Genomic DNA, 20,944 nt, shown 5'->3' with positions numbered 1-20,944 from the left:
TTTAAAATTTAAACCAATACATAACCGATTCTGACTTTGCGTTAATATCATAGTATTTCAAATTAAAATTTTTGACAAGATTAGATATTTAAGGTTCATTTGTCAAGTTTTCTCAATCCTATTTTATATCTACAAAGTTCACTAAAAGCAAATATTTATATCTACAAAATAAAAAATAAAGAACTTGTTATCAAATACATAATCATTATAACATATACTACATTATGATCTTTTATATAGATTCAAAAAAACATCTATCTATACTTAAAAACATATTCAAATTGGTAATCAGTTTTTACAGATGAATGAGGTCATTTATATCTGCTTCATATACTCGGTAAGACTGTCATCTGTTTCGAGATTCAAGTGTTTTCGCAAACGATAACGTGCCATGTTGACCGTTTTAGGTGTAGAATGAATGATGGAGGCGATTTCTTTCGTCGATAATCCGACACGCAGTAAAGAAGATAAACGTTTCTCGTTTCCGGAAAGATTAGGGTGAAGCTGTGAGAGACGTTCGATAAACTGGCGATTTATATCGTCTATTAAAACACCTGTTTCCGTATCACGAGCGCTGAATTGTGAGATATACGTATAAATACTGCGTAAATGACGTTCACTTTCGGTAGGAGAAAGTTTATATCCCGCTCTTATTTTTTCCTGTATCTGTGCCAATAGATCATTCCGGCTACGAATAAAAAAAGCAAGATTGGTCAACTCTTTCCGGCGGTGTTCAAGTTCTTGCTGTACGGCTTGAGCTTCACTTTCTGACTGTTTTAACTTCAGCACCATAAGTTCTTTTTCATGATTCTCGAGTTGTCTGGATGCTTCGAGCAACACCAGTTTCTTTTTCTGCCGATAGTGATATACCGCATAAGAGAGTGCGAGCATAAGGACAATTACAACTAATACAGCGATAGATACCCACAAACGAAGGAAGTCGATTTGATACGCTTGTTCCTGCATAATCATCTGTTGCTCCTTATCATGGAGATGTTTTTGCACGATATTTAATTCGATTTGTCTCATCTCATTCATCATCAACAAATCTTTTTCCGCCTCGTAAAGTAAGAATAAGTATGTATAAGCTTTTTTGTAATCTCGCTGAGCTTCATAAACCCACGACCGATAACGATAGTTGTCTGCAATCAGTTCTTTTGCATTGATCTTTGTGGCATGGCTCATAGCCGTATCCAAAGCAGACAAAGCCTGATCGTAATCGTGCGCATAAAAATATTGTGTCCCGAGATTATTGTAATTTTCACCTAAAGACCAAATCTTCCCCAATGAACGATTTATCGTAATCGCTTCGTTTAATAAGGCGACTTTTTCAGCACTGTTTCCCTCATACAAACAAAGGTTATTCAAGTTGGCTGCAAGCGATGAGAGATTGTTCATCTTGCGATTAATGCTCAAAGCTGCCTTAAAATTTTCTTCGGCACGAACATTATCCGGTTTCTGGATATAAACTAAGCCTCGTGCATTGTAGCAACGGGCCAAATGAAGCGAATCATTCTGTGCCCGGTAAATATCGGCTGCTTTGTCCACATACATAAAAGCCTTATGCAAATCTTTCAGTTTCAAGTATGCTCCGGACAGGTGAAGAAATATGCAAGCTTTCAAATGCAGACTATCCGACGGACAAGCCTCCATCGCATGAGTCAATATTTCAAAACCTATATTAAAATCGCCCTGATTCATATAAGCTTCACCCAATATGGCTTGTCCCATCGTTTTACAGCCTATATTTCCAATCTTCTGCGCTTCAGTAATAGCCAGACTCGAATAATATATCGCCTTAGAGGGATCGGCATTTAACATCTCTTCAGCCTTATCAAGTAGTTCCTGAATCTGACAGCTATTATTCTTGTCATGAGGAAAGACCGATAAACAGATCATCCAACACAAAATCATTCCCATCCACTTACGAAAGCTGCCCGTCGGTCGATTTTTTACGAAAAACAGCATGTATTTATATTTTGAATTACGTTTTGAAAACATGCTCCCCTGTAAGTTTTTTTAAGCAATGCAAATGTACTGTGTTTTTTCGATATCTCAAGATTCGCTTTTGGCTCTCTTATCCGGCCTTTCTATCCGATTTTATCAGACCATCAAACAGCATAGCACCACATTCGATAAGTAATCGTTTTAGTCGGGAACATCAAACAAGGTAAACACCTAATAAACAAAAGGAACAAAATCACACCTCCCCTTCCCCTGCAAGATAAACAAAACATAATTTATGTAAAAACAACGGACGCCGATATAAAAACGGCTATATTTGTCGCATCAGTCAACGGATATTCAAAAAGAACTATTTTCTATCAAACGAAAAGAGAGAATGTACTCATGAATTGGAGAGAAAGCATCAAGAACGTATTTCGCCATCCTGTTTTCGACCGCTACACGACTGTTGGCGTGGTATGGGGCTTGGCAGTGCTGGCCGCGTGGCTGCTCAAACATCCCAACAACAATTTCATCATCTTCCGAAACGTATTTTGGCATGTATTAGAACAATTACCGCTCTATGCCGAGTATCCGGAATTGTACCACGACGTCAATCATTATGGGCCGTCGTTCAGTTTCATTGTCGCGCCGTTTGCCATCTTCCCCGTGAAATTCGGATATCTGCTGTGGCTTGCCGCCATGAGTGCTTTGCTGTTTATGGCTGTACGCTCACTTCCCTTCGAGAGAAAAAAGATTCTGTTTACGATGTGGTTTTGTGCCAACGAACTGTACACGGCGCTTAGTTTGGCGCAGTTCAATATTGTCATTGGCGCCATGCTCATTCTTGTCTTCGTCTGTATCGAAAAAGAGAAAGACGTATGGGCCGCTTTATTGATCGTTGTCGGTACATTGGTTAAGATCTACGGCATTGTGGGACTGGCATTTTTCTTTTTCTCGCGCCACAAAACAAAATTTATCCTCTCCCTGATCGGATGGAGCATCGTATTTTTTGCCTTACCCATGTTATATTCTTCCCCCGAATACATCCTCAATCAATACGGCGAATGGTTGCCGGACTTAATCGCCAAAAATGCCGTCAATCATTTCGCTCGCGCCCAAAATATCTCGTTATTGGGCATCGTTCGGAAAATATCAGGCAATCCGGACTACTCCGACATGTGGTTGATCATCCCCGGACTGATTCTTTTCGCCCTGCCCTATCTGCGCATCAAGCAATATGCCTTTCCGGCCTTCCGACGGATGTTTTTAGTCTCCGTCATGCTGTTCGTTGTCCTGTTCAGTACCGGTAGCGAGTCGAGCAGTTACATTATCGCCCTGACAGGCGTAGCTATTTGGTTCTGGGGAGTTCTGTGGAAGCGTTCGAAAGGAGACATCGCATTGCTTATTTTTGCCTTTATCCTGACCAGCATGTCACCGTCCGACCTCTTTCCCGCGTTTCTCTATCGGCCTTACGTTCAGCCCTACGCGCTGAAAGCTTTGCCGTGCGTGCTGATCTGGTTCAAGCTGATCTATGAGATGATGACCCGCGATTATGCCGCGAAAGACGAGCGGGTGCCCGAGTTCAATCCTTCGGTCCGCAAATCATGAGACTTTCGAAATAACATGCCATTTTATTGTATATGATACTGCTTAGTTTTGACATCGAAGAGTTCGACATGCCGTTTGAATACGGGTTGTCCCTTTCGTGGGAAGAACAGATCCGCATCTCGTCCGAAGGTTGCCGGAAGATTTTGAATTGTCTTTCTCGCCACGAGGTAAAAGCGACGTTTTTCTGCACCGCGCGATTCGCGGAGAACGCTCCCGAGCTGATCCGTGAGATCGGTGAGAGCGGGCACGAAATCGCCTCGCACGGTTACGAGCACAGCGCCTTTGAAGAAGCACACCTGAAACGTTCGAAAGACTTTTTGGAGACGCTCACAGGCCAACGTGTCGAAGGATTCCGCATGCCCCGCATGGCCAACGTCTCGGATGCCGCGCTTTTCGAGGCCGGCTACCGCTACAACTCTTCCCTCAACCCCACTTACTTGCCCGGACGATACAATCATTGGCACGAACCTCGCACGTGGTTTTGGCAGAACGGGCTGCTCCAGCTACCTGCTTCAACGACACCGAATATACGTTTCCCGCTTTTCTGGCTGTCTTTTCATCATCTGCCCGGTGCCCTCTACCGACGACTGGCGCTTCGGACATACAAACACGATGGCTACCTGCTCACCTACTTCCATCCGTGGGAATTCATGCCCATACAGCAAATCAAAGGACTACCGTACACAGTCACGCACAATGCCGGAAATAATGCCGAAGTACGTTTGGATAAGTTGATCGGTTTCTTCCGGAAACGAAAAGTACCGTTCGGAACATTCCGCGAATTTATCGAAACATTACCTGTCATCTCATAGCTTCTTCACGGGCGATACGAAGAAAAGATCGGCCTACAACATCTTTTAACACTACTTTCGCGCCAACACTACGAAACTTTCGTATATTTGCGGTCGATTAGTAATATAAAACAATTGTAATCATGGAAAAATTAACACAGCAGGAAGAAGAAGCCATGTTGATTGTATGGCAACAGGGAGAAGGCACGATTCGCAGCTATCACGAGCAAAGCGGGAAGCCGTTGATGCCTTATACGACCTTTGCGTCCATCATTAAAAACTTGGATCGCAAGAAATATTTGAAGATGCGGCGTGTAGGAACGACGAACTTGTGCAAACCGCTGATTTCGGAGAAAGAATACAAACGTAAATTCATGTCGGGATTTATTCGCGATTATTTTCAGAACTCGTACAAAGAAATGGTCTCGTTCTTCGCTCGCGAAGAAAAGATTTCGGCCGATGATTTGAAAGAAATTATCCGTATTATTGAAAAACAAAAATAGAAAACAATGGAAACATGGACTTATTTATTGAAGGTGAACGCGGCAATCGCCGTGTTTTATATGGTATACAGATGGTGTTATCGGAATGACACGTTTTTTACCTTGCGACGGTATTTGCTTCAAGGCATCTTATTCTTGTCGGTCGTATATCCGTTTACCGACTTCTCGAAATGGTTTGTGCATAGCCACACACTGACCGAAGCGGCATTTACATATACGCAATATATGCCGGAACTGACGGTGACGCCGTCGGTCGAAGCTCCCGCGACCTATTCACTGGGAGATTACGCGCTATGGCTGTATCTTGCGGTGACGGGATTGCTGTTGTTGCGGCTGATGGTTCGTCTGACGCAGCTCGTATGGTTACGGTGGCGCAGTCCACAGATAGAGATGGAGGGCGCACGCGTCAGTCGATTGCAGCGGCCGGCTACTCCTTTCTCGTTTTTCAACTGGATTTTTATACATCCCGAGATGCACAGGGAAGAAGAGCTGAAAGAGATCTTGGCACACGAACGGGTACATGTCTGTCAGCACCATTCGTTCGACATCTTGCTGGCCGAGTTGTTCTGTGCCGTCTGCTGGTTTAATCCGATGGCATGGATGCTCAAGAAAGAAATTCACAGCAACCTCGAATTTCTCGTCGACCATCGCGTGGTGAAGGACGGCGCCGACGCCCGCAGCTACCAATATCATTTATTGCGCATGGCGCATCAGCCCGTGCAGGCCGCGCTCGCCAATCAGTTCAACACCTCGCCGCTGAAAAAGCGCATCCGGATGCTTAACGCCAAGCAATCGCCCAAAGTGAAGCTGGTGGCCTACACCTTAGTGCTGCCCTTGGCCTTGTTGCTGCTCGTAGCCAATAACGCGGGCGCGATGACCGAGCGCGTGTCCGGGTTGCTCGACGCTTCTCTGCCCATGTTGCAGGGATATGCCGAAAACCCGTCCGACACGAACAAAGGAGATACCCTTGTCGTATCGGGTACCGTAGTCGACGGGCGGGGAGCGCTGCACGGCGTGAGCATCGTCGTCAGAGGGACACACAGCGGCACGATCAGCGACGAGAACGGACGATTTCAGATTCGCATGCAGGCCGGAGATACGCTGAACTTTTCGTATGTCGGGATGGCGTCCGCGGTTCTTGTGCCGAAGACTTCGGGCGATGTCGGGAAAATCGAGATGAAGCGTAAAAAACAAAACCTCGACGAAGTCGTCGTGGTAGGATATGCCTCCTCCGAGAAAAACAAGCCAAACGACCGCCGGCCCTCGACTAAATCGGAAGGCGAATCGCTCTTTGTCGTTGTGGAAGAGATGCCTCAATTTCCGGGCGGACAAGGCGCTTTGATGCAATACATCGCCCAGAATATCAAATATCCGGCGATCGCGCAGGAAAACGGCATTCAGGGACGCGTTGTTTGTCAGTTCATCATCGACAAACAGGGAAATACGTCCGATGTAGAGGTGGTTCAGGGCGTCGATCCGTCGTTAGACAAAGAAGCGATCCGCCTCATCGAAGAGATGCCCCGCTGGAAACCCGGAAAGCAACGCGGCAAACCCGTATCGGTCGAATATACCGTACCGATTAACTTCCGCTTAACCAAAGGAGCCGTATGCTCCATAAAGAACGATCCGGCGCGGCAGACCAATCACAACGACAAGGCTATCAAGTACTATCTGAACGGCAAAGAAATTTCCGCCGAACGGATGAAAAGCATTCCTCCCGCAGAGATTGAAAACATACACGTATTGAACGCGGAGAGCCGGCAGATGAAAGATAGCGGGAAAAACGATCCGAAAGTTATCATCGTCACCACATCGAACGCGACAGTCGAGGAATGCGCCCAAAACGAAGCAATTAAGAATAAATATAATTAATTCTTAGATTACTAAGCGATCGATTTCAAAAGGGTGTGCCGAAAAAACGTTTCGGGCACACCCTTTCGATATATAGAGGAAGGATTGAAAAACAACACGCTAAAGAGAGAAGCTGGAGCGCCTGTCGACAAAGAGAGCGGTCACATCATCGACAAGCGACAGAATAATATCTCCATAGCGATACGCAAAACGTTTTTGATACGTATCTTTGACGCGCCGAAAGCAAGCGGCACACGGTACAACCCCTACAATAAAAGACATACGTATAAATAAAACGAAATGAAACAGTTCTGTTTAATCCTTGCCGGCGTGTTGATGGCACTCGCGTGTTCGCACGAAAAGAAAGTGATCGAGAGAAAGAAAAGCCCGCAAACCATCATCGGAATGGAGCGGGATACATTGTCTATCGACCTTGACGATACGTCATTACCCCACTATCCTACCCTAACGGCATTCAGCCTGAATACGAACGATTATTTAATCGGTTATAACGATCAAACGCATGCTTTAGACGTTTTTGATTTTACGAACAAGGTGGTTCGCGATATAAGAATCTACCGCGAAGGAAGACAAGCGGTTGCCGGCGAAATAAACGGATTATACGCCACATCGCCGGATTCGATCTGGATTTTGGCCGACAAAACCGTTTACTTGCTCGACACGACCGGCATCATACACGAAAAACACGAATTAACGGTCGACGAAGGAGAATACATCATCAATACATCGAACTATTCGAACGCTTCGATCCAATTATATTTCGACACACACAGCCGATCCATGTATTATGTTACCGTTAAAATGGGAGACGAATCTATATTTTACATCAATGAGGCCGATTTACGGCAGAGGAAACACAAAAAAACAGTCCTTCCCTATACCGGTGCCGAGCAAGGAGTCGGACATTTGTACGGATGGATGCAACATCTCAACGTCACTTACCATTTTCCGCTGGTCATCTACAATTTTCCTTTCAACTCGAATGTGTACACCATCGACCTGCATAGCGGTATCGTGAAAAGCTACGGAGCAGACAGCCGCTATACGCGTAATACGGCGTCGGAAACGCATTCGACCACGATGGAAGACTGGTACCGGCATTTGATCGAAAACGTGCACTTCTACGAGGTCAATTACGACCCGTACAAGAAACGTTATTACAGGCTTCATGTAAACGGAATCGATTTCACCACCGGAATGCCGATAGACAAGCAGTTTTTTAAGAAGCAACTATTTCTGACGGTCTTCGATCAGGACTTTAACGTGATAGATGAGTTTCCGCTATCGAATGATACGTACAATCTGAACGGAGGATAGGGCGTTTTTGAAAAAGGCTTTTTTATCATCAAAGACCATCCCAACGCGGAATCTCCCGACGACGACAAGATGAGATATGACGTTTTCTGTTTTTTATAATAGATTTGCCTTATCTGCGCAGTCTATAAAAGCACAAAATGAATCAAGAACAAATGTGTAGTTGTTGTTGATTGAATATTCTTTTCAAAATTAACAACAGTGTTCTTATACGCTTTTCATACAAGAAATAACAAGTCTCTATTCATTTCTCAACATCTTCTTTATGACCTCCGATACGTTTGCCCCTTTGCCAATCTGCATTCCGCTATATGATAGAACACCGCGGTTAAGAGCTACCTACGGTGTCCGATTAATATTCACTTTGCGCGAAAAAACCCATCCCAAGAACTCTTGATTTTGCGATACTCGACAGCATTCCCCGCGTTACTCGCAAGGAAACTTTCAGTGACGATACAGGTGAGTACGCTCTCTCGGTGGAAGCATTATATTGAGAAGCCCCGCATAACCAGACCGGGAGGGTTACGACGGGGCTTTGCTTCACTCATTGTTATAAGCAAGGCGCACAATCTTATTGAATAATGCGACCTAAAATACGGATAACTTTAATACCTCTTGCTTAAACGGGATCATTGACTTTTACCCATGTAGCTCATCTGGCTTTTTGTCTGCGCTTCCGATGCACTGCCGACAGGAACAAAAGTAAATCCCCACCGATAGTTGCGGTTAGCCGGTAAAGAATGTTCCGGCAACGGACGGTCTCCCCAACTGTCGTATCCGGCTACGCCTTGTTGCTTGAGGTCGATACATACTTCTACGAAATCGCGTGGTGTGATGTCGTTGATGTGATGCTGCCGACGAAGGCGATTTTTCGCTTTCGCTTCATCGCGTTCGGCGATCATTTCGGGAGTAAAGTTGCTCCACTGGCGCGGGAGATGCGTCTTTTCTTCATCGTCGAAATCTTCGATCGCATTGCGTAACGCATTGAACTCAATCAAACTGTCGGCCACGATAAGCAATCCGCCACCATTTCCGACGGTAAGGGAGAGCCAGCGCGTATCGCAGTGATGTCCGTTCTCTTGCGGTCTGACGTACGGGAAATACAGCTGATCGGCCGTCGACTGATAGAGTCCGACAAGCGTACCCGCTTTCCGATCCCAGTAATTCTCTTCCGGCCCACGTCCGAAATATCGCACCGTATTCATCGATGCGGGCAGGCGGAAACGTACGCCGATGCGCGGCACGTTGAGCTTCGATGCATCTTTACGGGCAGCCTCTTTGCCGGGAGTGAACGTTGCCGTGCGAGTCGCTTCGGACACTTCTACCTCAGCGGCGCTCATCTCGGTCGATGTAAAACGTGCCGATACGTTCATTACCCCACTCGGAGAAATGGTATAATCTACGATATACAGATTTCCGGCAGGCAGCAGGAACGTCGTGCTGACGATCGCCTGATTCCCTTCGATACGAGCCGTTGCGTCGGTGACGTTAAAATTACGGCTGCTCTGCTTCCAGATCTGTTCGCGTTCGGGAGCGCCGTTGCCGTAGTCGTTATCGGTCGGAGCACGCCAGAAGTTGGGTTGAACACCGAAACCGTCATGGAAATATTCCTTGCCGCCGACTTTATAGGAGGTGACGATGCCGCTCTTTTTATCGAAGACGAATTGCACCTTCGGCGACGAAACGACGATCCGGTCACCTTCGGTCGTGATCTGCGGTTTAGCACCTCCGGCTTTGTATTGCGGTCGATTCGTCTGTTCCGAAAGACGGAACTGATCATGGGCGATCACGTGTCCGGCAGGGATTAAGCCGTCTTTTTCTTTCGTTACGACAGACAGATTTACAAAACATTCCGACGAGCCTTTAGGCACAAACGTGCGGACTGTTGTCGATTCCTGCGGTCTGAGAGTGATAGGCAACACCTTTTCCTGTAAGGTTTTTCCGTTGACCATGAGTCGGCAGATAATTTTGTACCGGTGATCGATGGAGGTGAAGTAGAAGCGGTTGGTGATACGAACTTCGCCTGTTTGGGCGTTGACGAGTTCGAAACCTACGTTTTGATGAGCATACTTCACTTCGGCCATGGCCGGATGAGGAGTCCGGTCGGGATTGACGATACCATTACAAAGGAAATTGCCATCGCTCGGCGCATTGACGCCGTAATCGCCTCCGTAAGACCAGTATGTGCGTCCGTTTTTATCGGTCTCTTGAATACCCTGATCGACCCAGTCCCAAATGAATCCGCCTTGCAGGTTCGGATATGTGTAAATCGCCTGCCACTGTTTCCATAAATTCCCGCTCGAGTTTCCCATGGCATGCGAATATTCCGACGGCACGATCGGACGATCGCTCCCTTCACGACCGATTTTCTCTAACCAATCGGCACTCGGGTATTGGGGCACATACATGTCCGTGTTCCATTCCCACAACGCACGTTCGTAATTCACGGGGCGATCTGCTCCGTTTTTCTCCTTATCCTTGATGTACAGGTAAGTTTGATAAAAATTGTATCCGTTGCCGGCCTCGTTGCCGAGCGACCAGAGTGTGATACTCGGGAAATTCTTGTTGCGTTCGTACATGTTGATCGTCCGATCCATGTGCGGTAGAAGCCATTCGGGATTATTGCCGAGCGTACCTCCTTTACGCAGGTTGTAATACATTCCGTGCGACTCGATGTTGGCCTCGTCGTACACATAAAGTCCGTATTCGTCACATAATTCGTAGAAACGGCGGCTCTGCGGATAATGACACAGGCGTACGGCGTTCAGGTTATGAAGTTTCATCAGTTCAAAATCGCGACGCATCAACGCTTCGGTAACGTAATGCCCCGTCTCGGGATTATGCTCGTGGATGTTTACTCCTTTAAACTTGATCGGCTGACCGTTGAAAAGCATCACGGTGTAAGGCTTTCCGTTGGCAGCAAGCGCTTCGGTCTGCTTCATTTCGAAACGGCGGAAGCCGACGTGATAAGGCACGGCTTCACATACGTTGCCATTGGCCTCGACCGTCATAACGACGCGGTACAGGTTCGGATGTTCGGCGCTCCATCGTGCTACTTTGTCCAGCATTTGATCAAACGAGAAAGTCTGCGTCATGCCGGCCTCTACGGACTGCGTATGGTTGCCTGTCGCAACTTCGTTCTTGTTTTTGTCGGTCAACCGATACGATACGGTTACATTTTCGGTTTTCGAAGAATGATTTTTTACATCGACAGTAAGACGGAAAATGCCGTTCGTGTACGAATCGTCGAGCGTAGAAACGATACGAAAATCGTTCACGGCGATCTTCGGCTGTGACCAGAGATAGACATCGCGCTCGATACCGCTGATGCGCCAAAAGTCTTGACATTCGAGGTACGATCCGGTACTCCACCGGAATATTTTCAGGGTCACGATATTCTTTCCTTGTTTCAAATACGGATTGATCAGAAACTCGGCCGGATTTTTGGAATCCTCGCTGTATCCGACTTCCCTGCCGTTAATGTAGACATACAGTCCCGATTTGGCTCCACCGATATGCAGATACACGTCACGTCCGTCCCAATTTGCGGGAATTTCGAAATCACGACGATAGACGCCTACCGGATTGTCTTCGGGTAAGGTGGGAGGTTCCGGATTGCGTGGTTTGAACTCGTAGCCGTGGTTCGTGTAAATGGCTGTGCCGAAGCCTTGCACTTCCCAGTTGCCGGGTACCTTGATGTCGCTCCACGATGCGGTATTGACATTGGCTGAGGTGGCATCGGCCGGCAGTTTTTTGTATCCGTCGACAAACAGAAACTTCCATGTACCGTTAAGCGATAAGTAATACTTGCTCTGCTCGAAAGGTGTGCTCAACGCAGCCTGCGCGTCGTCGTAACTCATGAACTCGGTACGCGGTTTTTCTTTGTTTACCGCTACGGTTTGTATGTCCTGCCAATACGGCAGACCGGACGATTGTGCGCACAAAGATCCGGCAAGAGAAAGGCAGAACATGCCCGTCAAGAAATAGTTCTTCATAGAAAATAAAATAGGGTTAAATTAATTTGCTGCAAAATAAGTCTGTTTTTCTACGGCCTGACGGAAAGCGAGTGTCCCGGCACGACTCAGTTCAACGTTTATCTCCCTGCCGTCGGGCAGGTACATCACCACTTCATCACGCTTATCGGTGAAGCGGAAGAGTCGATGCGATTGATCGCCGCTCACCACGCTCCAAGTACGGTTAGCCTTGTCGAACACAAGGTCGATACCTTCGGTTTCACCTTCTTTTTGGATGTGGTAGCCATCGGGTTGGGTGCGAATAGTGTATCGTCCGTTTTCGGATTCGACGGTTTGCGTTTCGGGAATCGAGGCGATCGGATTGTCTCCACTCCAGAATTCAATGGAGTTCAGCACGAGCGCATCGGCCAGAATCGTAACGCCATACACAGGAACGATGCAGAATGCGACAAAGACGAGTTCGTTTACAAATTTATTGTCGAGGCTGCGATTCCAGCTCAACAGTCCGTTCGTCAGCTTAAAGGAGCCGATACACGAAGAGAATAAAAGGCTTCCGGCCAACAATGCTGCGACGGGCATAATTACGTTTTTTCTGTTCATAATGTTTTTCTGTTTTTTGTTTGGGCAAAGATAAGCGAACTCCGGCAGAATGCCAAACGGACCAAGGGCTTCTTATCGAGAAAAAAGAGCGGTTGGGTATATTCCGTTTTCAGACGAAGATGAATCTTTAACATTCTCTACCCTATATTTTTTCTTTTTCTTTTCTACCTTTGCACACATGAACCCAAAAAAGATCTATTTATGCCAATCAATCGACGTGAATTTATCAAAGCGGGAGGATGGGCGATGTTGAGTTCGATCGCTGCTCCTTCTCTCCTATCCGCCTGCGACCTGAATGCTTCGGTGGCTAAGAGTTCGGGAACGCTGTCGTTCGCGATGAACCTGTTCGGAGTCACGGAGCAACAGCTCGGGCAAGTCTTAACCGCCGCGCTGGAAAAAGGAGGAGACTATGCCGACCTGTTTTTCGAGTATTCGTATTCAAACAGTATCGGGCTTCAGGACGGAGCAGTCAACCGGGTTGCCTCGAACATCGACTTTGGGATGGGCGTGCGCGTACTCTCCGGCGATCAGACCGGCTACGCTTATGTTGAGAACATCACGCTCGATGAGATGCTGAAAGCCGCCCGCACGGCTGCCCGCATCGCCGAGAGTGCTATCCCGAAAGAGCCGGCAGCTCTGACAGACATGTCGATCAAGCATAACTACTATGCCGTACAAAAGTCGTGGGAGGAGATGATCGTCAAAGAAAAGATGCCCCATGTCCAACAACTTAACGACCGTATCTTTGCGCTCGATTCGCGTGTGACGAAGGTGTCGGCAGGATTAAGTGATACGACCTCACACATCTTGTTCTGCAACTCGGAAGGACAGATGTATTACGATTATCGGCCGATGGTCAGCCTCTCGGCGCTATGTATCATGCAGGAGGGCGACAAGATCGAAAGCAATTACGCCTCGAGATCGTTCCGCATGGGGGCTGAATTTCTGACGGACGACGTCATCGAAACATTGGCCAAAGAAGCAATCGAGCGAACCTCGATTCTCTTTCAATCCATCAAACCCAAAGGCGGTGAGATGCCGGTCGTGATGGGTGCCGGAGGTTCGGGCATTCTGCTGCATGAAGCGATCGGACATACATTCGAGGCCGATTTCAACCGTAAACAGACATCGATCTTCTCGGACAAACTGAATAAGAAAGTGTGCGACGATAACATCAATATCGTAGACGACGGCACATTGCCGTTTAATCGTGGAGCCGTTAATATTGACGACGAAGGGACGGAAGGACAGAAAACATACATCGTGCGCAACGGTGTGCTGACAAGCTATCTGCACGACCGCATCAGCGCGAAACATTATCAGGTGACCCCGACGGGTAACGGACGGCGTGAATCGTTCCGCAACGTTCCGCTTCCGCGCATGCGCTCCACTTACATGGAGGCGGGCAAATACAGCGAAGAAGAAATCATCGCGGCTGTGAAGAAAGGCGTGTACGTGTCGAACTTCACGAACGGACAGGTACAGATCGGCGCCGGCGACTTTACGTTCTTCGTCAAGAGCGGTTACCTGATCGAAGACGGAAAACTGACACAGCCGATCAAAGACATCAACATCATCGGTAACGGCCCGAAAGCACTGGCCGATATTACGATGGTCGGTTCCAATTTCAAGACGGACGACGGAACGTGGACGTGCGGCAAGGACGGACAGTCATGCCCCGTGACGGTCGGGATGCCGTCGGCCTTAGTCAGTAAATTAACGGTAGGAGGAGAAAGTTGATATGATTACGAACACTCAGAAAGAATTGGCGCGATGGGCTATGGAATACGCCCTGAAAAACGGCTGTCAGGCCGCTCGCGTTTCGCTTTACAACAACTCGAACACCTCGTTCGATATCCGCGATATGAAGATCGACCAGTTACAGCAGGCTTCGGAAAACGGCATGTCGATCCATCTTTTCGTCGACGGTCGTTACGGCTCGTTTTCGACGAACCGGTTAGACCGGAAGGATCTGGAGACGTTTATCCGTAACGGTATCGATTCGATACGTTATCTGGCCGAAGACAAGGCGCGTATCTTGCCCGATCCGTCCCTGTATTACAAGGGAGGAGGAGCCGACCTGCAACTTTACGATGTAAAATTCGAATCTGTTCGTCCGGACGATAAAGTCACATTAGCGATGAAAGTTTGCGACGAGATCATGGGTAAGGACGAACGTGTTCTCTCGGCCGGGTCATCTTACAACGATGGGGATAACTTTCGTTACATGGTGGCCAGCAATGGCTTCGAGGGAGAGTCTTCCAACTCCTTCTTCTCGCTCAGCGGCAGAGCAAGCATCAAAGGGGAAGGCGATGCGCGCCCCGAATCGTTTTGGTACGATGCCTCGCTTTATTACGATACGCTGATCAAGGAAGGCATCGGCACGAAAGCGCTGGAACGTGTGCGCCGCAAACTCGGGCAACGCAAAGTCGCTTCGGCACGTATGCCGATGGTCGTGGACTTTTTAAGCTCTGCCCGTCTGCTCTCGCCCGTCATCAGCGCGCTCTACGGATCATCCATCCAGCAGAAAAATTCGTTCTTGTTAGACAAACTTAACCAAAAGGCGCTCGGCGAAAAAATGACGCTTACGGACGAGCCGCATCTGTTGCGATCTTCCGGCGCGCGTTACTTCGACAATGAAGGCATCGCCACGCAGCAACGGAAAGTCTTCGATCAAGGGACCTTGCAGACGTACTACATCGATACGTACTATGCCAATAAGCTGGGCACACAGCCAACCGTCAACTCTCCCTCGATTCTGACCATGCCGCTCGGTACGAAGGATATGAACGGACTCGTCGCATCGGTCGACAAGGGCATTCTCGTTACCGGTTTCAACGGGGGCAACTGCAACACGACAACGGGCGATTTCTCCTACGGCATCGAAGGATTCCTGATCGAGAAAGGGCAACTCACGCAGCCGGTCAACGAGATGAACATCACGGGCAACATGCTCACGCTCTGGTCGAGTCTGGCCGAGATAGGCAACGACCCGCGCCTCTCGTCAAGCTGGCGTATCCCCTCGCTGCTCTTCGAGGGGGTAGACTTCAGCGGTATCTGAGCATCGTTCATTCAGCATGATGGAAACGTGGCCTTTTGAGGAAGAGTCAAATGACTCAGCCGAACTTATTGTATTCGAGCAAGAAAGCAATTGTCTCAAAACATGGAGAGCCATCATCGCATCATTAAATTCTCGTGAAACAAAGACAATAACCGGCTCATTATATCTTTAAACGAAGATATTCGGTTTGCATACCTCAACTTGGAAGGATTATTAGATTAAAAATAAAATACAATGAAAACAAACTTTTTCAAGAAAACATTCGCATTTACCTTGTGTCTGGGATTAATCTTTACATTTTCTCGCTGCGTACAGGATGAAGTAACCGAGAAATATTATAACGTCAACGATCATGTTGTCAATGTGCATGATCGGGTCAAAGAAATTCACATTCCCGAAGAAGATGTACTCATCAGTTCTTCAGCTCGATTATACACTTCCGACAAGTACTTAATCATAGCAGATCACATGTCTAACTTAGAGCAGGTTTTACTGTTCGACAAGCAAACATACAAATACTTGACGAGTACGGCCTTTCGTGGACAGGGACCGGGAGAGATTGCCAATATCGGACATATCGGTATCGATGAAAAGAACCGGAAGATTTTTGTTTCCGATCACGGCAAACAAAAAATCTTCGGATACGATCTCGACAGCATCTTCCAAAATCCGAATTATATGCCGTTTGTTAAACTAAAAATGAATAAAACACAATTTCCATCTGAATATCAATATATCAATGATACGCTATGTTATGCAAGGATTATTGTCCCTGAGGGAGTAAGCAAATTCAATGAGCTTGCCGCAAAATGGAACATGCAAACGGGAGAGATAAAACCGATGAACTATTCCCATCCTAAAGTGGGGAAAAGACGCATTACATTAGACGTATCGATTGAAGATAATATCTATGCAGAAGCTTTTCATAATCGCGACTTGATAACGGTCTTAGATTTGGACGGCAATCTAAAGTTCAATATCTATGGGAATAATTGGGGAAGCAGGGAGGAAAACGAACTTCAACATTATGGAAATGTCGTTTTATGCAAAAATAGAATCATAGCCTCATATTCAGGTGGAGACAGACTTACCGACGAATATTTCCCAACAAAACTCGTCGTCTTTGATTGGAAAGGTAACCACCTCAAAACATTGGGAATAAATTATCGCATATCCGACATGTGTTACGACAAAGACCATAACCGGATCATCATGTCGTTAGACGATGAGATTCAATTCGCATACCTCGACTTAAACGGATTGTTGGATTAACTAACATCATACACACACTTCACGATAAATTAAATCCTGAAACAGATGAGACAAAACGTATTTTTATGCTTCGTTATCATGGTTTTTTCCATGTTCTCAAGTTGTCAAATTTCGCACGACATTGCTCCCAATTCCTTTATGGGGTTCAAAGATCGGATCGTTTATGTAAAAGAATTTCCTCAGACGTTTACCCTTTCGGGCGAGACGGTTCCCGATATCGACATCATCGGTATACAGGATATTCAGATTTGCGATACGATGATTATTTTTTCCGGAAAAGGACAAAAGAATCTTTGGGCTTGTTATTCCTTGCCTGGATACGATTACTTGGGTAGCCTGCTAACGAAAGGAAACGGGCCGAATGAATTTATTCAGGCTCCTTGGGTAAGTTCGGCTACTTTTTTCAACGAGCGGGATGAGTTGCATGCCGGCATCTACGACTTTCAAAGAGGGAGAGTATTCAATGCCAATATAACGCAAACGCTTAAGACCGGAAAGCTCGACATGCGTCTTATGCGCGATTCATTGCCGCCTTTTCTGTTCAATTTCTTTATCATCGATTCCGCGCGTTATTTTTGCAGAGAACCCAACCATCAGCAGACTCAGCAGACCAGATATCTTATCGAAGGAGACAAACAACTGCATCCGGCTGTTTTTGATTCATTGAATTGCATTAAACTTGAAGAAATGCAAGATATCAACATCTTGTCGACCATCACCAAATTCAATCCGGATCGCAACATCGTCATAGAAATGCCTGTCATACTAAATTATATCAACATGTATTCGCTCGACGGAACGTTTACCCGAACCCTCTGTGTCGGCAATAAGGTAGATGATATCGAAGATATTCAAGACAAAAAGCGATGGGAAAGAATTTATACGTTTGGCGACATAAGAGCTTTTCCTGATTTTTGGGGAGTTTTTTACATTGGTGAAGATGAAAAGACATATGAAACCGGCAGAAAAAAATTACCCTGCATTTATTTGTTCGATTGGGAAGGTAAGCCTTTAGCCGAGCTAAAATTACAACATTTTATCACGACATTCGATATTGATCTCCGCAACCGTACGCTTTACACGTTCGATCTTGAGGATGAAGTCCTTCACAAATACGATATCAGCGAGATACTGACAAAAATCGGGCAGTAAGCAGTTTGTAAATAGCACAATAAAGCAAAAAGAAAAGACGAATAAGGGTGATTGGGCTTTATGTATCCTCAGACAAACAGAGTGAAAAAGAAAATCACGAAATTATGTAAAGCAACATACATTTTGCATTTGCTGTGTCTTTCTGTTTGCTTCTCTTGTGCAAACAAGGTCGACGATCCTGTTGCTCATTTCAACGGAAAAGAAGTCATAGAAGTCAAACCCACAAGGATTATTCAATTAGAAGAGTACGAGATATTAAAACCGGTCGATGCCATCCAAGTCGGTAGTCATTGTTTCATCTACGATGATCAATTGAAGGATATATTTAACCTCGTCGATCCTTTATCGCGCAACGTAAGAAAAGGAGGAGAAAGAGGTTCCGGGCCTCACGATGTCGAGATGCCCGGCAGTTTTCAATACAAAAACGATAAAATCGTATTCTTCGACATATCGCAAAAGAGAATCAATGAAATTCTACTTTCATCAGACACTTCCACACAGTTAAAAATACAAGAAGTAGAGAAGATTAAGTCGCCGAATCGGTTGTTTATGGTGAACTGCGTAGATACGAACTATATGGCGACAGGTATCTTCAACGATTACTGGTTGGCGCTTATAAACAAACAGGGAGAAGTCATTTCAACCGTCGACTTTCCGATATTTGAAGAAACAAAAGACATTCCGAAGACCCAACTTTCCATATTATATATCAGCACTTTGATGGCTCATTCTCCCGACAATAAAAAAATGATTGCGGCCACGCAAAATCACGGTGTTCTTTCTTTTTGTCATATCCGTGAAAACGACGTGAAAGAGTACAAGCGGTTATGTTACTATGCGCCGCTGTTTCAAATTCGGGAGAGAGGAATTGTCGCTCTTTCAAAGGACAATAAAGCAGGATTTTGTGCCGTAGATTGCGACGATCAATACGTTTATGTGCTGTATTCGGGCAAAACATTCAATCAGTCGGGACTTTTAAATCATCATTGCGACAATTTGCTCGTATACGACTGGGACGGAAACCCGGTGAAATGCTATCTATTAGACATTCCTCTCTTCTCCATGAGGTATAATCCCCAAAATCACTCCATCTATGGAATTGCCTATAACCCCGAAGGAATATGGGTAGAGTATGAACTATAATTGCTCCTCTATATGTCTTTTTCGGAAACCGAATAAGAACGTTTTATGAAATCTATTCGGTAATACGGCAAAAAACAGCACGCTATTTTTGTCTATATTACGAAAAAATCGTAAGTTTGCCGCACTAAATATAAATAAGATATGAAAAAGAAACATGTATTTTTTCTGTTTCTTGCCTGCTTTGCCTTCGTTCAGTGCAAGAAATCTGCAGAATCGGTAGATGAAGGCTATGCTGCTCCCGTATTTCCCGAAACAAAGGAGATAACCGTCGAATGCCTGAACGATTCGTTTATTTTCGATGTCGGGAGCATCGATCAACTCGACACATTGCTTATCTGCTCCGGAAAGACAGATATGAATGACTATGTCTTTCACTTGTTTTCGAAAAACAGCGGGGCCTATATAAAAAGTTTCGGAACCATCGGACAGGGGCCCGGCGAAATCTTATGGCCTGTTATGGGATACTCGACCGATCGGAAAGAAAGCAAAGTGTACTGCTACGATGAAATGCAAACCAAGATGGTGGAATACGCTATTCGTAACCACAACGGCGAGATTATCATCGAAGCTAATGAATGTATGTTGCCTCCCGAAACAAAGAACACCAGAGGCGATATGTGTTTTTCGATCGGAAACGGTCAGTTTATCACAGCCTATAGCAGTTTCTTCGGGAATTCTTACCGGTTTATCAAAACAGCCTCCATCGATACGGTCAGTACGTGTAACGAATATCCCCGTTTAAACGAACCGGACGAATTTATAGCGGTCGAACATGCCTATTTCTCCTACATGGGGCGATTAGCCGTAAAGCCCGACGGCAAAAAATTCGTCCATGCCACATGGAGCGGATGTATCCTCGAAATTTTCGACTGTAACGAAACAATCCGGCCTTCGGTTACAAAACGTTTCTTTGAGCCTGAATACAAAGTAACGAAAAAGAACGTAAAATATCCTTTTGTTCAATGTGCCGAAAACGTCGTAAACGGAATTTGGGGAATGGCATGTACTGACGCTTGCATCTATGCTAAGTACACGGACGATAGTCGCTATAAAAAATCCGGTCCCCTGATTGCTGTCTTCGACTGGGAAGGAAATCCAGCCGAAATGCTGCATTTTGACGAAGATCTGTATGATTTCGTTATCGAAAATAACGATAAGTACGGCTACGCAATCATGGGAGATAAAAAAGAAGAGGGGATCAAATTAGTCAAATTCAAACTGGATTAATGCCTTCTTCTGTAAAACGACTGATTTACTCCATTAAATATAACAGCACAAACCGTATATAAAAAGAGCTTAGATGTATCTGGTATAAATCAGACAATTTCAATCATATTTTCAGATTGAAACAAGTATTATATCAGGCTTACAGCCCTTATCGGGGTACATTCATTCTCCCAACGCTTCGCATTAGGGTGAATAAATGTACCCTTGCAGGGCTGTTTTTTAATTATGAATGCGAATCCAGAGTTGAAAACTCTCAATTCAATGTTAATTTAATTTGCTTATAATCAGTAAAATAAGCGTTATTTTCTTTGCTCATTTCCTTGAAAATCATTATCTTGGAAGAAAAATTTCACTAATTATTCCAAGTATGATGTATGATCTCCAAGGAAAAAGAGCAAAAATTAATGGTATTGTTAAATTCATATAGTACTATTATCTTTGCTGAAAAAAACTATGGATTGTCCAAGATGTGGAAGCATA

15 protein-coding genes are annotated in these 20,944 nt (G+C 45.7%); 12 read left to right on the top strand and 3 right to left on the bottom strand.

Going from position 1 to position 20,944, the window contains the following annotated elements:
• Positions 1-315: 315 nt before the first annotated feature.
• Positions 316-1,920, bottom strand: coding sequence for a tetratricopeptide repeat protein (locus tag EII41_RS09475; protein WP_185711884.1), 1,605 nt, complete (start codon positions 1,918-1,920; stop codon positions 316-318).
• 429 nt (positions 1,921-2,349) lie between these two features.
• On the opposite strand from EII41_RS09475, the gene EII41_RS09470 reads away from it, so the two are divergent.
• The 6 genes from EII41_RS09470 to EII41_RS09445 all read left to right on the top strand — a co-directional run bounded on the left by EII41_RS09470 (position 2,350) and on the right by EII41_RS09445 (position 8,038).
• Positions 2,350-3,555, top strand: a complete 1,206-nt coding sequence (locus EII41_RS09470; RefSeq protein ID WP_124790392.1) for a glycosyltransferase family 87 protein — start codon at positions 2,350-2,352, stop codon at positions 3,553-3,555.
• A 32-nt stretch (positions 3,556-3,587) separates the two neighbouring features.
• On the top strand, positions 3,588-4,367 hold the full coding sequence (locus EII41_RS09465; RefSeq protein ID WP_124790405.1) for a polysaccharide deacetylase family protein: 780 nt from the start codon (positions 3,588-3,590) through the stop codon (positions 4,365-4,367).
• A gap of 122 nt (positions 4,368-4,489) precedes the next feature.
• On the top strand, positions 4,490-4,849 hold the full coding sequence (locus tag EII41_RS09460; protein ID WP_014223794.1) for a BlaI/MecI/CopY family transcriptional regulator: 360 nt from the start codon (positions 4,490-4,492) through the stop codon (positions 4,847-4,849).
• 6 nt (positions 4,850-4,855) lie between these two features.
• Complete coding sequence (locus EII41_RS09455; protein ID WP_124790391.1) at positions 4,856-6,721, top strand: M56 family metallopeptidase; 1,866 nt, start codon at positions 4,856-4,858, stop codon at positions 6,719-6,721.
• 84 nt (positions 6,722-6,805) lie between these two features.
• Positions 6,806-6,994 carry a hypothetical protein gene (locus tag EII41_RS09450; protein ID WP_124751288.1) on the top strand — a complete coding sequence of 63 codons (189 nt, stop codon included), beginning with the start codon at positions 6,806-6,808 and terminating at the stop codon, positions 6,992-6,994.
• A gap of 6 nt (positions 6,995-7,000) precedes the next feature.
• On the top strand, positions 7,001-8,038 hold the full coding sequence (locus EII41_RS09445) for a DUF4221 family protein (RefSeq protein ID WP_124790390.1): 1,038 nt from the start codon (positions 7,001-7,003) through the stop codon (positions 8,036-8,038).
• Between the two features lie 626 nt (positions 8,039-8,664).
• Here the strand turns inward: EII41_RS09445 and EII41_RS09440 are convergent.
• Both EII41_RS09440 and EII41_RS09435 read right to left on the bottom strand, forming a co-directional pair.
• Positions 8,665-12,030, bottom strand: coding sequence for a glycoside hydrolase family 2 TIM barrel-domain containing protein (locus EII41_RS09440; protein WP_124790389.1), 3,366 nt, complete (start codon positions 12,028-12,030; stop codon positions 8,665-8,667).
• 21 nt (positions 12,031-12,051) lie between these two features.
• Positions 12,052-12,609, bottom strand: coding sequence for a DUF3332 domain-containing protein (locus tag EII41_RS09435; protein WP_124790388.1), 558 nt, complete (start codon positions 12,607-12,609; stop codon positions 12,052-12,054).
• Between the two features lie 201 nt (positions 12,610-12,810).
• On the opposite strand from EII41_RS09435, the gene EII41_RS09430 reads away from it, so the two are divergent.
• The 6 genes from EII41_RS09430 (at position 12,811) to EII41_RS09405 (ending at position 20,464) form a co-directional block, all read left to right on the top strand.
• Positions 12,811-14,349: a TldD/PmbA family protein gene (locus EII41_RS09430; RefSeq protein WP_124790387.1), complete on the top strand. Its 1,539-nt coding sequence runs from the start codon at positions 12,811-12,813 to the stop codon at positions 14,347-14,349.
• A 1-nt stretch (position 14,350) separates the two neighbouring features.
• On the top strand, positions 14,351-15,670 hold the full coding sequence (locus EII41_RS09425; RefSeq protein ID WP_124790386.1) for a TldD/PmbA family protein: 1,320 nt from the start codon (positions 14,351-14,353) through the stop codon (positions 15,668-15,670).
• Between the two features lie 234 nt (positions 15,671-15,904).
• Positions 15,905-16,942 (top strand): 6-bladed beta-propeller, encoded by a 1,038-nt coding sequence (locus EII41_RS09420; protein ID WP_124790385.1) that lies wholly within the window; start codon positions 15,905-15,907, stop codon positions 16,940-16,942.
• A gap of 45 nt (positions 16,943-16,987) precedes the next feature.
• The gene (locus tag EII41_RS09415) at positions 16,988-18,094 is read left to right on the top strand and encodes a BF3164 family lipoprotein (protein WP_124790384.1); all 1,107 of its coding nucleotides are present in this window, start codon (positions 16,988-16,990) and stop codon (positions 18,092-18,094) included.
• 81 nt (positions 18,095-18,175) lie between these two features.
• Positions 18,176-19,237, top strand: coding sequence for a BF3164 family lipoprotein (locus tag EII41_RS09410; protein WP_185711883.1), 1,062 nt, complete (start codon positions 18,176-18,178; stop codon positions 19,235-19,237).
• A 141-nt stretch (positions 19,238-19,378) separates the two neighbouring features.
• Positions 19,379-20,464 (top strand): BF3164 family lipoprotein, encoded by a 1,086-nt coding sequence (locus tag EII41_RS09405; protein ID WP_124790382.1) that lies wholly within the window; start codon positions 19,379-19,381, stop codon positions 20,462-20,464.
• Positions 20,465-20,944: the final 480 nt, after the last annotated feature.

The sequence above is a fragment of the Tannerella forsythia genome (genome assembly GCF_003860135.1).
Taxonomy (GTDB): domain Bacteria; phylum Bacteroidota; class Bacteroidia; order Bacteroidales; family Tannerellaceae; genus Tannerella; species Tannerella forsythia_A.
This window is presented reverse-complemented; position numbering and strand designations above follow the sequence as displayed.

Coding starts and splice junctions, on each gene's coding strand:
- EII41_RS09475 (WP_185711884.1), bottom strand. CDS start 1,920: ATGGGAATGATTTTGTGTTGGATGATCTGTTTATCGGTCTTTCCTCAT.
- EII41_RS09470 (WP_124790392.1), top strand. CDS start 2,350: ATGAATTGGAGAGAAAGCATCAAGAACGTATTTCGCCATCCTGTTTTC.
- EII41_RS09465 (WP_124790405.1), top strand. CDS start 3,588: ATGATACTGCTTAGTTTTGACATCGAAGAGTTCGACATGCCGTTTGAA.
- EII41_RS09460 (WP_014223794.1), top strand. CDS start 4,490: ATGGAAAAATTAACACAGCAGGAAGAAGAAGCCATGTTGATTGTATGG.
- EII41_RS09455 (WP_124790391.1), top strand. CDS start 4,856: ATGGAAACATGGACTTATTTATTGAAGGTGAACGCGGCAATCGCCGTG.
- EII41_RS09445 (WP_124790390.1), top strand. CDS start 7,001: ATGAAACAGTTCTGTTTAATCCTTGCCGGCGTGTTGATGGCACTCGCG.
- EII41_RS09440 (WP_124790389.1), bottom strand. CDS start 12,030: ATGAAGAACTATTTCTTGACGGGCATGTTCTGCCTTTCTCTTGCCGGA.
- EII41_RS09435 (WP_124790388.1), bottom strand. CDS start 12,609: ATGAACAGAAAAAACGTAATTATGCCCGTCGCAGCATTGTTGGCCGGA.
- EII41_RS09430 (WP_124790387.1), top strand. CDS start 12,811: ATGCCAATCAATCGACGTGAATTTATCAAAGCGGGAGGATGGGCGATG.
- EII41_RS09425 (WP_124790386.1), top strand. CDS start 14,351: ATGATTACGAACACTCAGAAAGAATTGGCGCGATGGGCTATGGAATAC.
- EII41_RS09420 (WP_124790385.1), top strand. CDS start 15,905: ATGAAAACAAACTTTTTCAAGAAAACATTCGCATTTACCTTGTGTCTG.
- EII41_RS09415 (WP_124790384.1), top strand. CDS start 16,988: ATGAGACAAAACGTATTTTTATGCTTCGTTATCATGGTTTTTTCCATG.
- EII41_RS09405 (WP_124790382.1), top strand. CDS start 19,379: ATGAAAAAGAAACATGTATTTTTTCTGTTTCTTGCCTGCTTTGCCTTC.